The sequence below is a fragment of the Sinomonas flava genome, from assembly GCF_039531875.1.
GTDB classification, from domain to species: domain Bacteria; phylum Actinomycetota; class Actinomycetes; order Actinomycetales; family Micrococcaceae; genus Sinomonas; species Sinomonas flava.
In genome coordinates this window covers 75434-90944 of the sequence record NZ_BAAAQW010000005.1, presented here as the reverse complement: position 1 = coordinate 90944, position 15511 = coordinate 75434, and the positions used below count along the sequence as shown (strand labels likewise).

The following is a 15511-nucleotide window of genomic DNA, read 5'->3' as shown; positions in this document are numbered from 1 at the left end:
CGAGAACATGATCTAATGCTCTGGTGCCGTGGACGCGGCGCGGTGCGCAGGAGGCAGGGTCAGTCAATGGTGGAAGCGGTCATCCCCGAGGGTCAGTACTGGTTCGTCGGAGCCTTCTACTCGGATCGTGACCCCCAGGACCAGTCCGACCGCTTCGTCTCGGAGGGCGTCTGGGAGAACGGCTTCGAGGACCGTTACCTGGACACCGTGAAGTCCATGAAGGTGGGCGACCAGATCGCGCTCAAGTCCACCTACGTGCGCAAGAAGGGCCTCCCGTTCGACCCGCGCGGCCACGCCGTCTCGGTCATGGCGATCAAGGCAGTCGGCGTGATCACGGCGAACCCGGGCGACGGCCGCAAGGTCGGCGTCGACTGGAAGCGCCTGGACCGGCCCCGCGAGTGGTACTTCTACACCGGGCGCCACACCATCTGGAAGGTCACCCCGAGCCACTGGATGCGCGAGGCGCTCCTGCGCTTCGCCTTCCTGGACGAGCCGCAGGACACCGACCGGTTCCGCAACGACCCGGCGTGGGCCAAGCGCTTCGGTGACCTGGACCCGAAGCCCGAGCAGCGCTTCGAGTGGACGGCGTTCTTCGAGACCATGGCCACCGCGCTCCTGGACTTCCGCGGCCGCCGGGGCGAACTGCTCGCCCACCTGCGCGAGATGCAGGAGCGGCACGAGGAGCTCGGCTTCCTCATGGACCGCGACTGGCGCGACAACCCCGTGCCGCTGAAGGACATCTGCCCGTTCACGGTCATGGGCACGTTCAACCGTGGCACGACCACGGCCAAGCGCACCGAGATCGCGGCGGACTGGGCCGAGTTTCTCGGAGTCACCGTCGCGGCGCCGACGAGCTTCGACGGGATCCCCCTGCTGAACAACCAGAACTCGTGGTTCTTCCCGCCGGCGGGGACCCGGCTGAAGGACGACATCGACAGCCTCTGGGACGTGTTCGAGGCCGCGCTGGCCGTGGCGGACTCGAGCGAGGACCACGAGCGCTTCCGCCTCGCCGCCGCGTACGACCGCGCGCGGGAGATCTACCGGGTCGGCACCAAGCTGACGATGGGCCTGTTCTGGGTCCGGCCCTGGAACTTCCTGCCGCTGGACGGCCGCTCGCGCCAGTACCTCAAGAGCGAGCTCATGCTCGACCAGGACTTCTTCACGGCCGACGGCGCCGCGTACGTCACGCTGCTGGACACGCTCGCCTCCAAGTTCGAGGACCCGCAGTTCGCGGTCCATTCCTTCCCTGAGCTGTCCTGGACGGCGTACCTCGAGCGGGACGGGCGCCGCGCCCACGCGGAGTCCGACGCGGAGGAGGTGCCGGAGCCCGAGGACGACCCGACACCCGTCTCGCCGCAGGCCAGCTACTCGGTACGGGACATCATCGCCGACGGCTGCTTCCTGGACGAGTCCGCGCTCAACGGGTACCTGTCCCGGTGGCGCTCGAAGAAGAACCTCATCCTCCAAGGCCCTCCGGGCACGGGCAAGACCTGGCTCGCGCGCCGGCTCGCGTACGCGCTCATCGGCACCCGGGACAACAAGTCCGCGCTGCGCGCCACCCAGTTCCACCCGAACTCCAGCTACGAGGACTTCGTGCGCGGCTGGCGCCCCGGCTCGGACGGCAAGCTGACCCTGGTGGACGGCCCATTCCTCGAGATGGTCGAGCGCGCAAACGCCAACCCGGACGTCCCGCACGTCATGCTCATCGAGGAGATCAACCGCGGCAACCCGGTCCAGGTCTTCGGCGAGCTCCTGACCCTCATCGAGGCCGGCAAGCGCTCCCCCCGCGAGTCCCTCCAGCTGGCCTACCCCCGCACGACCACCGAGAGCGTGTTCGTGCCGAGCAACCTGTACATCATCGGCACCATGAACCTGGCCGACCGCTCCCTGGCGATCATGGATCTCGCGTTCCGCCGCCGCTTCGCCTTCATCTCCCTCGAGCCGAACGTGAACGATGCGTGGGAGTCGTGGATGTCGGCCCGGCACGGCGTCGAGTCGAAGGACCTCGAGCTCGTGCGCCATCGGTTCGAAGCGCTCAACGCGCGGATCTCCGAGGACCCGACCCTCGGCTCCGAGTTCCGGCTCGGCCACTCCTTCGTCACGCCTCCCGCCGAGGAGCGGGTCTCCTCCTTCGCCGACTGGTTCCGCGGCGTCGTGGACACCGAGATCGTGCCGACGCTCGAGGAGTACTGGTTCGACGACGCGACGAAGGCCGAGGCCGCCTCCGCCGCCCTCCTCGAAGGGCTCGAGTGACGCTGATCCCCCCGGCTGGCGGCGACACCGGTGAGGGTCAGGGACCTGACGCCGCGCCGGAGCCCACGACGGCGGCCGACGGCTCTGTCGTCGTCGCCCGCGGGGTGCGCATCCCCGTGCGCAACGTCTGGCTCCTCCTGCTCTACGCCTCCGAGTTCTACCAGCTGGGGCCCGAGGCGTTCGACGGCATCGAGGAGTACCCGGAGAAGCTCCCGGAACTGCTCGCAGAGATCCTCGTGGCGAGCACCGAGGCCCGCCTGAGGCGACCGCTCACGCCGTCGTTCGCCAAGACCACGCGGGACCTCGCCCGGGTCCGCGGCGGCATCGACACCCTGCGCACCGAGAGCCACCAGCTCCTGTCGCGCGGGCTCGTCGCCTGCCGCTTCGAGGAGCTCACCGTGGACACGCCCCGGAACCGGCTCATCCGCACGGCGCTGGACTCGATCGCCCGCCTGTGCAGCGACGAGGAGCTGGCCCGGCGCTGCCTCGGGCAGTCGCAGCGGCTGGCGCACCTCGGCGTCGGCACGCTCGACCTGCGGGCCGGCCAGCGGGACGCCGAGGTGCGGCTCACGCGCAACGACCAGCAGGACCGCTCGGTGCTCCTCGCGGCCACGCTCGCGCTCCAGCTCCAGCTGCCCTTCGGACGCACCAACCCCGGACACGGCCGCGGGGCCCTCGACGAGCGGCAGTTCCGCCACCTCTTCGAACGCGCCGTGGGAGGTTTCTACTCGGTGCACGGCCGCCCGCGCGGCTGGACGGTGCAGCGGGGGCGGAAGGTGGGCTGGAACGCCGTCGGGGCCACCCCGGGCATGGCCGCCGTCCTGCCGCACATGGTCACCGACGTGTGGATCGACGTCCCGGCGCTCGGACGCCGGCTCATCGTCGACACCAAGTTCACCGCCGCCCTCACGCCCGGCCGGTTCGCGCGCGAGACCCTCCGCTCGGGCCACCTCTACCAGCTCTACACCTACGTCCGGGAGCAGGAATCGGCCGCCGAGCCGTCCTCGCTCGCGGCTGGCGGCCTCCTGCTGTACCCCTCGACGGGGGCGCACCTGAACGAGTCGTTCGTGACCGCCGGGCATCGGCTCGGTGCGGCGACCGTGGACCTCTCGGTCGCCTCGGTCGACGTCCGGAACCAGCTCATCGCGGCGGTGGAGCCCTACCTCGGCGCCCGCTGAGGCCACGCATCCCCAGGCTTCTCCGCGGCGGACTGCCGGCCCTCTGGGCGCCGGCAGCCGCCGGTGCGAGGATGGGCGCATGGGCGAGGTCACGGACTACCTGGCAACCCTCGACGGGCCCGACGGCGAGGCGGTCAGGCGCGTGTACGCCGTCGCGCGCGGGCTGGCCCCCGAGGCCGAGGAGGGGCGGAGCTACGGCATGGCCGCGCTGCTCCTGCACGGCAAAGGCTACGCGAGCGCGGTCGTGGCCAAGCAGCACCTCTCGCTCTTCCCGTTCAGCGGGCGGATCCTGCCCGGCCTCGCGGACCGGCTCGGCGGCTTCGACTGGGCCAAAGGCACGCTGCGGTTCAGCGCCGACCACCAGGTCCCCGAGGACCTGCTCCGGACCATCTTCGCCGCACGGATCTCCGAGATCGAGTCGTCGATGAGGAAGCGCTGACCGCACTCACCCGGAGGCAGCGGGCCTTTCCCCCGGCGGCCTGCGCCACGTCAGCTCGACCGTGAAGTTCGCCGACGACCCGGCCGCGGCGATCACGCCGCCCACGTCGGCGCGGAGGTCGAGGCCGAACGCGATGGTCACCTCGTCGGGCGGCTCCGCGACGTCGAGCATCTGCCGGACCATGCCCTGGACCGCCGGCCGCACCCGCGCCACCGCCTCCTCGAAGGTCCGCTGCGCACGGTGGATCACGCCCGACTCGCCCCCGCCGCCGCGTGTGAGCGGACCACCCTCCACGACCACCACGACTGGGCCGTCCTCGGACGGGAACTCCACGAGCTGGCTCACGGCAGGGCCTCCTGGAGATTCCCGCGCCGTCCAGGCTGCGCGGCGGTTAGGTCCCACACGGCGAACGCGCCGTCGTCCTGGAGCGTGACGAGCCTCGAGCAGTCGCCGGCGAGTGCGAGCGCGAAGGGACGCTGGTGGCAGGTGGCGTCCACGTGCACCCTCCCGGAGTCCGGGTCTAGGACGAGGAGCCGGCCGTCGAGGCACCCCGTGGCGAGCTGGGTGCCGCCCGCGTTGAAAACGAGGTGGCGCACCGGGCCGCTGCGCACGACGTCGAGCAGCGGCACCCGCCCCGCGAGGCTCCACACGCACAGGCCCACGTCCTCCGACCCGGCCGCGACGCGGTTCGCCTCCCGGCTGACGGCGAGGACGCGGACCTGGCCGGGCGCCTGGACCAGCGCGACGGTTCCGCCGGCCTCGTCGAACACCCGGATCCCGCCGTGGTGGTCCGCCTCGGCAATCCACGCGCCGTCGACGCTGAGCGCGACCGCGTCGGTCGCGTCGCTCCGGCGGGTTCGCCGGGCCGTGCGACCCCGCTCCGCCATCTCCACGTTCCACGTGCTGACCAGCGTGGTCCGGGCGTCCTCCGAGAGGCACTCGCGCGAGGCGACGACGAGGCGGGAATCGGAGGAGAACGCCAGGGCGTCCACCGAGGACCCCGTGGAGGCGGACATCGCCTGGACGCCCGAGCGCACGTCCCACACGCACAGCGACCCGAACCAGGAGCCCGCCGCGACCAGCCGGCCGCCCGGGTTCAGGGCCACCCGCGAGAAGTCCCGCCCGTCCTCCGTCCGCAGCTCGCGCACGACGGCGCCGCTCGCCGTGTCGAGCACCGTCACCCCCTCGCGCCGCCCGACTGCGGCGAGCGATCCGTCGGCCGAGATGGCGAGCCCGTCCGCGTCGTCGCCCGTGCGCGCGGCCCGGGAGGGGGCTGCGAGGAAGAGCGCAGGGGCCGGAGCCGGCTTCGCTGGGGGCGACGGAGCCTCGGCGGGCGGCGCTTCGGTGGCCGGCTCTGGTTCCGGCGCATGCTGCCGTTCGGGCTGCTCGTCCTGTCTGGGTGTCGTGTCCGCTTCCTGCTCGGGCTCCGTGGGCGATGGCGCAGGCGCCCGTGGGATCAGCGGCAGGTCCGGAGCCGTTGCCGGCCGGGAGGTCCTTCGCGGGCGCTTGGCGAACGTGAACAGCTCGGTGGCGCCGCCGCGCACGCAGAGGACCGGGGTGACCCATTCGAGGCTCGTGTCGGAGCGGCCCCTGATGGCGATGCGCCCGTTGCGGGTCGCCTCGTCGACCGCCCGGCCGGCCGCGAGCGCCTTGTAGAAGCCGCGGGAAAAGGCGATCGCGCCGTCGTCGGAGACCGAGAACTGCATGGCAACCACGGCGCTGATGCCTCCGCGGACGAGCGCGGCGGACGTGCTGGAGAACAGGTCCTCGTCGCCGGACCTCCCCGAGTTGCAGGAGTTGAGGAAGACGAGGCGCGGCGTCGGGGCCGCAGCGCTGAGCAGGTCGACGAGCTGGTCCGCCGTGATGCGGTGGGGCCGCCCGCCGGGGCCGTTGAAGATGACGACTCCGGACTCGCTCGAGGCGTCGTAGTCCCCATGGCCGATGAAGTGCACCACGTGCCACGGGCCGGCGAGCAGCAGGTCGTGGATCTCGTCCCATGTGGCTTCCTCGGTCCAGACCAGCTCGATCTGCGCCGCGTCGACATGCTCGGCGAGGGCGGCCGAGAGGTGCTCCTTCTCCGCCTCGACGTCCAGCTGCGGGAGCCCCCTCGGCGAGGCGACGATCCCCAGAATGCGCAGGGGCGGGGTGATGCGCAGCGGCTTCGGGTGGTAGTCCTCTGCGGGGATGGTCCGCAGGAGCGGCTCGGAGCGGCAGACGTAGGCGCCGATGCCCGAGTCGTACATGAGCTCCCACGGCAGCGCGGCAAGCTGGGGCGCTGCGAAGCTGAGGACGACGCGCAGTCGCTCGCCGGAGTCTGCAGCCGCCGCGAGGCTTGCCCGGTACGTGCCGTAGACGTCGCGCGGGAAGGCGGCGGCGAAGAGGTCGCTGCCCATGCCGCGCAGGATCTGCTCCGACCGCGGAAGCACACGGCGCGTCGGGACGGAGGAGGCCAGGACCGTCGACTCGACATCGCGCAGCTGCTCCTGGATCCCCTCGACATCGAGGTCGAGGCTCCCTTGGGTCCGGCCTCCTGCCGGGGCGCTCAGGACGCGCACGGAGTACTGCCCGGGAAGGCCCGCTTCCCTGAGCTCGAGGCACATATCCACGCTCATGCCCGCTCCCGCACACACACGCGACTCTGCTGGCGCGCGATACGTCAAGCATGGCCTGCCACCGTGGGCTCCACAAGGGACCAGGGACCTTTTGTCCAATGGAATGAAGAACTCGGGGGCACACGCGTCGCGGCCCTATCCAGAGTTCCTTGTACGCGTTACGCTCGAATCGAGTTCGGTGTTCGGCCTGGGGGTGGGCAATGGTTGCCGGGACGGTGACCGCCAGCGGGTTCCTGGCGGCGCTGGAAGCTCTGAGTTCCGATGTCGAGCTCAGGAAGTACAAGCGTGCGTTCCCGCTGGCCCGGAGCGGCCAGGACCGTTTCCTCGGGGTCCGCATGGGAAGCGTCTTCGAACTCGCGCAGGCGTCCGCGGACATGCCTCTTCGGGAGGTTGAGCTCCTGCTCGACAGCCCGTGGCACGAGGCCCGCGCCGGGGCGGTGAGCATCATGGACTTCCAGGCGCGGCGACGCACCACGTCCCCGGAGCGCAGGAAGGAGCTCTGCGAGCTCTACCTCCGTAGGCACGACCGCATCAACTCATGGGACCTCGTGGACCGGGCCGCGATCCACGTCGTCGGCGGGTATCTCGCGGACAGGTCCCGCGAGCCGCTCTACGCGCTCGCCCGCTCGGAGGCTGCCCACGAACGTCGCACCGCCATCGTCTCGACCATGTACTTCCTCGGAGCGGGAGAGACGACGGACCTGTTCGCGATCGCCAAGCTCCTGGCCCAGGACCCGGACGAATCGGTGCAGAAGGCCACGGGGTGGGCCCTGCGTACGGCGGGGACCCCGGCGCTTGAGGACTTCCTTGATTCCTGGGCCCCGAGGATGGCGCGCACCGCGCTCCGCTACGCGGTCGAAAAGCTGCCCAAGGGCGCCAGGGAACGGTACCTCAAGGCCTCGTAGCCCCTGGCTCTCGTCAGCCCGGTCCGGCTGCGCTGTCAGGCCGCCCGGCAGGCCGCGAGCAGCTCCCCCGCCTTGTCGTGCTCGGCCTGAGTCATCCACAGGCCGTACTCCGCCTTCACGGCGACGACCGCCACGGCGTACTCGCAGCGGAAGGGCTTGTTCGGGGGCAGCCAGGTGGCGAGGTCGCCGTCGCCCTTCTCCTGGTTCGCAGGGCCGTCGGCTGCCCTGAGGTTGGCCGGGTCGTTGGCGAACTCGAGGCGCTTCTGGGCCGACCACTGCTGGGCGCCCTTCTGCCAGGCGTCCGAGAGCGGCACGACGTGGTCGATCTGGACGTCTGCCGAGCGCTCCCCGCGCTGGAACTCGATGTCCCGGCCCGTGTAGGGGTCGTGGAGCGTCCCGGAGAGCACCGTGCAGTCGCGCGTCCCTGGCTTGAACGTGGGGGCCACGAGGTCGCGCGCGAGGATGTCGTTCCTCGTGTCGCAGCCGTTGCGGTCGGTGTCCGCCCAGGCCTGCCCGAACTGCTCGCGCGTGTACCCGGTCTTCGGCGCTCGTCCCTTCACCGGGATCTGGGCGAGTGCAGCCTTCGCCGACTCGAGCTGCGCCGCTGGGACGCTGCCGACCTGCTGCTGCACCCAGGGAGCCGGCGAGGACACGCCGGGGACCTCGACGAGGCCCACGAGCCACGCGAGCACGGCGAAGGCCGCGGCGGCCAGCGCCGCAGAACCGGCGACCCCCGAACGGCGCCTGCGGCGCGGCGCCGCCTTGGACTGTCGTTGCAGCATGCTTCCCCCTGATGACGGCATCTGGTTCGACCCTAGGGGAGGCCGCCGACAATCCTCCACGCGCCTTTGCCTCCATGTGGACAGAGAACGGGCCGGGGCTGCCCGTGCAGCCCCGGCCCGTCGCCGTCGTGACTCCCGGTCAGGAGAAGGCGATGTCCTTGGTGGAGTGGTCGTACGCGATGGTGACCGGGCCGCCGTCGTGCGCGAGCTCATGGTTCGCGCCATTGAAGGCGCCGAACGCGCCGTAGTTCTCGTCCCACGAGCGGTTGATCGCGATCTTGAAGGCGTAGTGGCCGGCCGGGAGCTCCACCGTGCGGACCCACACACGCGAGGACGCGTCGAGGCCCATCTGGACCTCGTCGGGCTGGGGCGTCCAGTCCTCCTCGGCGCCGAGGTGCTTGGCGAAGTCGCCGGCGATCGCGACGGCGTGGGGCTGGTCGAGGTCGGCGATGGCGACGGCTTCGGCCTCGTGCGCCGCCTCGGAGATCTCCTCGGCGGCCGGCAGGGCCTGCGGGGTCACGAGCTCGGTGTCCTCCTTCGCGGCGGCCTTCGCGGTCGCCTTGCGGACACGCTTCTTCGGAGCCGGGGGCGCGGTGGGCACGGGGACGTCCGCCGGGACGGGCCTCCCGGCGGCGAGGGCCTCGGCGAGGGCCGTCGCCGTGGGGAAGGCGACCGTTGCCCGCAGGCCGTCCTCGGTGATGGACCAGCCGCCGCGGCCCTTGACCATCCACCCGGCCTTGACCAGCTTCGCCGTCGCCGTGGTCAGCGCCTTGTGGCCCCGCGGGATGCCGCCCGAGAGGAGGAAGGCCTCGTGCTCGTCGAACGGAACAGCCTCGACCGCGCCGGCCAGGACGGCGCGCGCGTCGACGGTCTCGTCAGCCCATGCTGCCTCCGCCAGGCCGTCGAGTACGGCCTTGAGCCGGAGATCGAGCTTCTCTACCGCGTTCGCGTTCCTCGCCATTGCTACCTCTCATTGCTTCGCATCCATCAGGTGCGGTCCCCGCGAGCCTACCGCGGGCACCGCTTCCCATGCTGTCTCGTTACTGGCCGGTCGCCATGCAGGTGACCGAGTGTGACGTGCCGTACACCAGCGCCTCCCACCACCTTGCCGTGGTTTGGTTTCCTGCGGGTTACGGCCACACGACGGACTGGTCGCAGACGCCGCCGGCGCCCCCCTCGAGAAATGTCGGAGGGCTGTGCTGTGCTGGACCCATGTTCTTCCTCGGGGGCGCCTTCGTCTTCTCGGCTTCGGACATCGTCACGGCCTCGGAGTGCGAGTTCGCGCTCCTGCGGCAGCTCGACGAGAAGCTCGGCCGCGCCCCCGTGCTCACCGTCGAGGACCCGATGCGGGAACGGGCCGCCCGGCTGGGCGACGTCCACGAGCAGAACGTCCTCCAAGCCTACAGGGAGCGCTACGGCCTCTGGGCGCCGGGCCGCGGGGGCGGGGTCGCGGAGATCGAGCCGGCGTCCGCGATGACGCAGCAGGCCCTCGCCGACAAGGACGCGGAGTCGATGGCAGCGCTCGAGGGAGGCGCCGACGTCGTGTTCCAGGCCAGCTTCTTCGACGGCGAGTTCCACGGCCGCGCCGACTTCATCGTCCGCACCCGGCACGGGGACTATGCGGTGCAGGACTCAAAGCTCGCCCGCCGCGCGAAGGCCACGGCCCTGCTGCAGCTCGCGGCCTACGGCGACCAGCTCGTCCGGGCCGGGCACCGTCCCGCTGATGAGGCGACCCTGATCCTCGGCACGGGCGAACGCCAGTCGTTCAGCCTCACGGACCTCATGCCCGCCTTCCGGGAGCGGCGCGCGCGGCTCCGCGACCTCGCCGCCGCCCACCTCTCGCAGGAGTCCGCCGCGGAGTGGGACGAGCCCGGCGTGCACGCCTGCGGCCGGTGCGACTACTGCTCCGTCCAGGTCCAGGAACACCGGGACCTCTTCCTCACCGCCGGCATGTCCGCCCCGCGCCGGCGGGCACTGCGGGAGCTGGGTGTCCGCACGATCGACGGGCTCGCGGCGCTCGCCCCACCGGCGGGGGACGCGACGCTCGCGCGGCTCGTCGCGCAGGCGCGGCTGCAGACAGGCACAGCAGCGGGCGACGGCGGGGCGCTGGCCCCCGCGCACGGAGACTCCCCCGAGCACTGGGTCGCCTACGAGGTGCTCCCGGACCACCGACTCGGTGCCATCCCGCCGCCGTCCCCCGGAGACGTCTTCTTCGACTTCGAGGGCGACCCGCTCTGGTTCGACAGGACGTCGCGGACGTGGGGGTTGGAGTACCTGTTCGGCATCGTCGAGGCGCCAGGACCCGGGGCCGCCCCGGAGTACCGGGCCTTCACCGCGCACACGCTGTCCGAGGAGCGGCAGGCCCTCATCGACTTCGTCGACTACATCCAGCGGCGCAGGGGGCAGCACCCCGGCCTGCACGTCTACCACTACGCCGCGTACGAGAAGGCGGCCCTGCGCAAGCTCTCGGTGCGCCACGGCGTGTGCGAGGCCGAGATCGACTCCTGGCTGCGTGAAGGCCTGCTCGTGGACCTCTACCAGTCCGTCCGGCAGGGGATCCGGATCTCGGAGCGCTCCTACTCCATCAAGAAGCTCGAGCCGCTGTACATGGGCGGGGAGCTGCGGACGGCCGAGCTGCAGGGCGGCGCCGCCTCGGTGGAGATGTACGCGCGGTTCACGGCCGCCCGCGAGGGCGGGGACCGGGCCGGGGCGGAGAGGCTCATGGACGCGATCCTCGAGTACAACCGCGACGACTGCGTCTCCACCCTGCGGCTGTGCGAGTGGCTGCGCGCACTCGCCGCCGCCCATCCCTCCACCGCGCGGATTCCGGCGCGCGAGCGGCCCGCTCCCCCTCCGCCGGAACCCGCGGACGCCGCCGAGGCGGAGCTTGCAGCCTTCGTTGCGCGGCGGCGCGCAGCCGGCGCTGAGGGCGAAGCGGGTCCCGCTCGCGAGGCTGCGGACGACGACGCCCTGGGGCTCCTGGCCGCCGCCGTGCGCTATCACCCCCGCGAACGCAAGGCGTACTGGTGGGCGCACTTCGACCGGCTCGAGAGGCCCCTCGCGTCGCTCGAGTCCGTGCGCGACGCGTTCCTCGTGGACCGGGTCGAGATCCTCCAGGACTGGGAGCCCGACGGGCGCAGCCACGCCCGCACCCTGCGCCTCATCGGGCTCGCCACCCCCGGTTCGGACCTCCGCGAGGGCAGCACCTGGTTCCGGGAGTTCGAGCCGCCCCTGCCGGAGGGGCTCGCCGCGACCGATGCCCTGGGGCTCGGCCGCAACGGGCTGTTCGGCACGAGGATCCTGGGCGTGGGCATGGAGGACGGCGCGGACGTGCTCCAGGTGCTCGAGAGGTCCACTGCGAAGGTGCCGCCGTACCCGAACCTGCCCGTGGCGCTCACCGAGGATGCGCCGGTCAGGACAGCATCCATCGAGGCCGCCCAGCGTGAGGTGGCCCGCGCCGCCGCGAAAGCGCTGCCCGGCATGCTCGCCCAGCCGGCGGTCGACCTCCTGCGACGCGTCCCGCCCCGGACCGTGGGCGGGGTGCCGCTGCCGGCACCGCCACCGTCTGCCGATGGCCTCGCGGGGTCCATCGAGGCGGCGCTCCGCTCCCTCGACCGCTCCTATCTGGCCGTCCAGGGGCCGCCAGGGAGCGGCAAGACGCATCTGGGCGGCCGGGTGATCGCCCGGCTCGTCTCCTCAGGATGGAAGGTCGGGGTGGTCGGCAGCTCGCATGCCGTCGTGGAGAACCTGCTCGTGCGCGCCGTGGGCGCCGGCGTCCCCCCAGAGCGCGTCGCGAAGAAGGCCAATCCACGGCCCGGGCCGTCGGCTTCACCCGCGGCGTGGCCCGAGGAGAACCAGCGGGAGGGTTCGGTCGCCGCACTCGTGTCCGCACCCGGCGGCTGCCTGGTGGGCGGTACGGCCTGGCAGCTGACGGGTCCCGAAGTCCCGGCCAATTCGCTCGATCTGGTCGTCGTGGACGAGGCCGGCCAGTTCTCCCTCGCCGACACCGTCGCCGTGAGCCGGGCGGCGCCGCGCCTGCTCCTCCTCGGCGACCCGCAGCAGCTCCCGCAGGTCAGCCAGGGCCAGCACCCGGAACCGGTCAATGAATCCGCCCTCGGCTGGCTCGCCGCCGGTGCCCGGGTCCTCCCGGCCGCGTTCGGGTACTTCCTTCCGGAGTCCTGGCGGATGGCACCGCCGCTGTGCGCCGCCGTCTCCCGGCTCTCCTACGCCGCGCGGCTGCACTCCGCGCCCATTGCCGCGACGCGCCGTCTGGACGGAGCGGCCGCGGGAGTCGAGACGGTCATGGTCGACCACGCGGGCAATGCGACCTGCTCGATCGAGGAGGCCGACGAGGCGGTCCGCCAGGTCCTCGCCCACGTGGGCCTCGTCTGGCACGACGAGTCGGGCTCCCGGCCCCTGGCGGACGCCGACGTCCTCGTCGTCGCCCCGTACAACGCGCAGGTCAACCTGATTCGGGAGCGGCTCGCAGCCGCCGGCGCCGGCGACGTCAGGGTCGGCACGGTCGACAGGTTCCAAGGACAGGAGGCCGTCGTCGTGATCGTGTCCATGGCCTGTTCGTCCCCCCGCGAGGCGCCGCGGGGCCTGGACTTCCTGCTCAACCGCAACCGGGTCAACGTGGCGGTCTCGCGTGCGAAGTGGCGGGCCGTCATCGTGCGCTCGCCGCAGCTCACGGCAGCGCTCCCCCGGCGGACGGCTGCGCTCGAGGAGCTGGGGGCGTTCATCGGGCTCTGCACCGGCCAGGACGCCTGACGCCCCGTGCGTGGAGACGCCTGCGGGGCACGGGAAGCCTTCCCGTGCCCCGCAGGCGTGGCTCAGCCGAGCGTCAGTTGGACGAACCGGAGCAGGAGGCGTTCGCGTACGCGCCGGTGCCCGTCTTCTTCGACACGCTCTTGCCGTCGATGATGATCTCGCAGCTCACTTGGGTCGATGCGTCCCCGGCGTCGCTCATCACGGACAGGGAGCCGATGACGTAGCCCGTCTCCGCGAAGTCCTTGGTCCAGTTGGCCGTGATCTCCTCGTTGCTGCTCCCGTTGTTGTCCATGTAGGTCACGGTGGCCTTGCCGGTCGTCGTGGCCTTGTACTGGACGCTGTGCTGCGCGCTCGCCTGGGCCGAGTAGGTCTCGGAGAACTTGCGCAGCTCGTCGGACGCCGATGTTGCCGCGGCGATGACAATCATGTTGACCACCACCGAGATGATGACCGCGACGACTGAGAGGGCGAGTCCCGTGATGGCGAGCGGCTTGCCGGCCTGCTTCCGAATGAGGGCGATGAGGCCGCAGACTGCGCCGGCGATGCCGAGGGCGATCGCCAGGCCGTTGACGAACGGGATCCAGCAGGTCAGGAAGGCCACGCCACCGAGCACGAGAGCGACGATCGCGAGGGCCTTGCTGGGCTGCTGTCCCGGAGGGCCGTAGGCCGGGCCGGGCTGGCCGTAGCCCTGCCCCTGGCCGTAGCCCTGCGGCTGGCCCGGCTGGCCGTAGCCGGGAGCGCCCTGCTGCGGCTGGCCGTACGTCTGCGGCTTCGCATAGTCCGGCTGCTGGCCTTGGACCGGCTGCTGGCCCTGAAGAGGCGGCTGGCCCTGCGGCTGGGCAGGCTGCTGCGGTGTGGTGCTCATAGGTTCCCCCCTATTGCTCAATGCGCCCCCTCCCGGCCCCTCGCCGAGACGACCGGGCGCATGAGCCGAGTATCCCAGACCGCAGCGTCAATTCCGCGTGCCGGCGGCGAAGATTCCCGTGCCGACGTACGGAGCCAGCCGCTCGCGCTGGTCCGGGGTGAGCCGCATGAGACGCCCCGAGGACTCCTCGACGAAGGCGAGCTGCGTCGTCGCGCGCACGCACTCGTGGCCGTCGACAGGGTCGCGCACCACGTAGTCGAGAGTGAGGGCGGCCGCCTTGAGCCCGCTGACCCACACGTCGACCTCGGCCGGGACGTTGCGGTAGTCGAGGGGCCTGAGGTACCGGACGCGGTGCTCGACGACGAGCGCGAGCGTCCCGTCCGGCACCGCGGAGAAGAGCGGCACGAGGGGCTCCACCCCGGCGGCACCTGTGCCCCCGGGAGGGCCGAAGGCAGCGATGCGGGCCTCCTCGAGCATGCGGATGATCTCGACATTGTTGATGTGCCCGTACGCGTCCATGTCGCCCCAGCGCATGGGGACCGTGACGCGGAGCCGCCCGCCGCCGTCGTGCGTCGTCGCGTCCCCGCCGCCCGCGGGCCGCGCCGCGCTCTCACTGCTCACCCCACCGGTCTACCACAGCCGATCCCGGGGGCCGGGACAGGCAGGACCGCGCGGGGCGCACGACGGCGCGCGGCGGCAAGGTGGCGCCCCGCCGCCGGGGTGACCTCCCGGGGCGGGGCGCAGTGCCGGGCGGTGCCTCTCCGCCCGACGCCGGTGGCCGCGGGGAACCGCCCGGGACGCTCCGTGCCCCGCCGGCGCCAGCCCCGCGGCTGGCCTGTGCTGTGCTCAGTTGTGCTCTGGGACCCAGTGCGCTGCTGCCTGGCCGTCCCGTCCGAACCGATGGCTCCAGCGTACGGAGGGCAGCTTGCGCCGGGGTGTCCCGTGTGTTTAATCGCGGTTACGGCGCTTGCTGGGATTTTCATGGGAGTCCGTCCGCCCCAGGGTGCACCCGTCCGGGCGAGGTCTATCGTGAAGGGGCCCACGCAACGCCGATCAAGGAGTTCGCTGATGCACCTCACCCCCCGCGAGCAGGAGAAGCTGCAGATCGTGGTCGCCGCGGATCTGGCGCGGCGCAGACAGGCCCGGGGCCTCAAGCTCAACTTCCCGGAGGCGGTCGCCATCATCACCTACGAACTGATCGAGGGCGCACGCGACGGGCGGACGGTGCCCGACCTCATGAGCTACGGGGCCACCCTGCTGACGAGGGACGACGTCATGGAAGGCGTCCCCGAGATGATCTCCGACGTCCAGGTCGAGGCCACGTTCCCCGACGGGACGAAGCTCGTCACCGTCCACCACCCGATCCGCTAGGAGGAGCGCCATGATCCCCGGGGAGTACATCCTCAGCGACACGCCGGTGACGTGCAACGAAGGCCGCGAGACCGTCGAGGTCGAGGTCACCAACACCGGCGACCGGCCCATCCAGGTCGGCTCGCACTTCCACTTCTTCGAGACCAACAATGCCCTCGAGTTCGACCGCGGCCCGACCCGCGGCTTCCACCTCGACATCCCGGCAGGCACGGCCGTCCGCTTCGAGCCCGGCGACCGCAAGACCGTCCGGCTCGTCGCCATGGCCGGCGCCCGCGCCGTCTACGGCTTCGACAACGCCGTCAATGGCCACCTGGACTGAGCGTCCCACCAGTGCGT

13 protein-coding genes are annotated in these 15511 nt (G+C 71.8%); 7 read left to right on the top strand and 6 right to left on the bottom strand.

Annotation, left to right across the window (positions count from 1 at the left end):
* The first annotated feature begins 66 nt into the window (after positions 1-66).
* The 3 genes from ABD298_RS08970 (at position 67) to ABD298_RS08960 (ending at position 3870) form a co-directional block, all read left to right on the top strand.
* Positions 67-2253, top strand: coding sequence for an McrB family protein (locus ABD298_RS08970; RefSeq protein WP_344299337.1), 2187 nt, complete (start codon positions 67-69; stop codon positions 2251-2253).
* Positions 2250-3431: a 5-methylcytosine restriction system specificity protein McrC gene (locus ABD298_RS08965; RefSeq protein WP_344299336.1), complete on the top strand. Its 1182-nt coding sequence runs from the start codon at positions 2250-2252 to the stop codon at positions 3429-3431. The genes ABD298_RS08970 and ABD298_RS08965 overlap by 4 nt, the downstream gene beginning before the upstream one ends.
* Positions 3432-3510: 79 nt before the next feature.
* Positions 3511-3870, top strand: a complete 360-nt coding sequence (locus ABD298_RS08960; protein ID WP_344299335.1) for an iron chaperone — start codon at positions 3511-3513, stop codon at positions 3868-3870.
* A gap of 6 nt (positions 3871-3876) precedes the next feature.
* On the opposite strand, the gene ABD298_RS08955 is transcribed toward ABD298_RS08960, so the two are convergent.
* Together ABD298_RS08955 and ABD298_RS08950 are read right to left on the bottom strand one after the other, a co-directional pair.
* Positions 3877-4215, bottom strand: a complete 339-nt coding sequence (locus ABD298_RS08955) for a CU044_2847 family protein (protein ID WP_344299334.1) — start codon at positions 4213-4215, stop codon at positions 3877-3879.
* Positions 4212-6482 (bottom strand): CHAT domain-containing protein, encoded by a 2271-nt coding sequence (locus ABD298_RS08950; RefSeq protein WP_344299333.1) that lies wholly within the window; start codon positions 6480-6482, stop codon positions 4212-4214. Before ABD298_RS08950 ends, ABD298_RS08955 begins: the two co-directional genes overlap by 4 nt.
* Positions 6483-6682: 200 nt before the next feature.
* Between ABD298_RS08950 and ABD298_RS08945 the strand changes: the two genes are divergently transcribed.
* Positions 6683-7387, top strand: coding sequence for a DNA alkylation repair protein (locus tag ABD298_RS08945; protein ID WP_344299332.1), 705 nt, complete (start codon positions 6683-6685; stop codon positions 7385-7387).
* A gap of 35 nt (positions 7388-7422) precedes the next feature.
* Here ABD298_RS08945 and ABD298_RS08940 read toward each other — a convergent pair whose 3' ends face one another.
* Together ABD298_RS08940 and ABD298_RS08935 are read right to left on the bottom strand one after the other, a co-directional pair.
* A complete protein-coding gene (locus tag ABD298_RS08940; RefSeq protein WP_344299330.1) occupies positions 7423-8169 on the bottom strand; it encodes an HNH endonuclease family protein in 747 nt (248 codons plus the stop codon).
* Between the two features lie 139 nt (positions 8170-8308).
* Complete coding sequence (locus tag ABD298_RS08935) at positions 8309-9130, bottom strand: pullulanase X25 domain-containing protein (RefSeq protein WP_344299329.1); 822 nt, start codon at positions 9128-9130, stop codon at positions 8309-8311.
* A 251-nt stretch (positions 9131-9381) separates the two neighbouring features.
* Between ABD298_RS08935 and ABD298_RS08930 the strand changes: the two genes are divergently transcribed.
* The gene (locus ABD298_RS08930; protein WP_344299328.1) at positions 9382-12939 is read left to right on the top strand and encodes a TM0106 family RecB-like putative nuclease; all 3558 of its coding nucleotides are present in this window, start codon (positions 9382-9384) and stop codon (positions 12937-12939) included.
* Positions 12940-13012: 73 nt separating this feature from the next.
* Here the strand turns inward: ABD298_RS08930 and ABD298_RS08925 are convergent, their stop codons facing one another.
* Positions 13013-13804 (bottom strand): DUF4190 domain-containing protein, encoded by a 792-nt coding sequence (locus tag ABD298_RS08925; RefSeq protein ID WP_344299327.1) that lies wholly within the window; start codon positions 13802-13804, stop codon positions 13013-13015.
* 87 nt (positions 13805-13891) lie between these two features.
* Positions 13892-14338, bottom strand: a complete 447-nt coding sequence (locus ABD298_RS08920; RefSeq protein WP_344299774.1) for an acyl-CoA thioesterase — start codon at positions 14336-14338, stop codon at positions 13892-13894.
* Between the two features lie 534 nt (positions 14339-14872).
* Between ABD298_RS08920 and ABD298_RS08915 the strand changes: the two genes are divergently transcribed.
* Both ABD298_RS08915 and ABD298_RS08910 read left to right on the top strand, forming a co-directional pair.
* Positions 14873-15175, top strand: a complete 303-nt coding sequence (locus tag ABD298_RS08915; RefSeq protein ID WP_208711830.1) for an urease subunit gamma — start codon at positions 14873-14875, stop codon at positions 15173-15175.
* A gap of 10 nt (positions 15176-15185) precedes the next feature.
* Positions 15186-15494, top strand: coding sequence for an urease subunit beta (locus ABD298_RS08910; protein ID WP_208711829.1), 309 nt, complete (start codon positions 15186-15188; stop codon positions 15492-15494).
* Positions 15495-15511 lie beyond the last annotated feature (17 nt).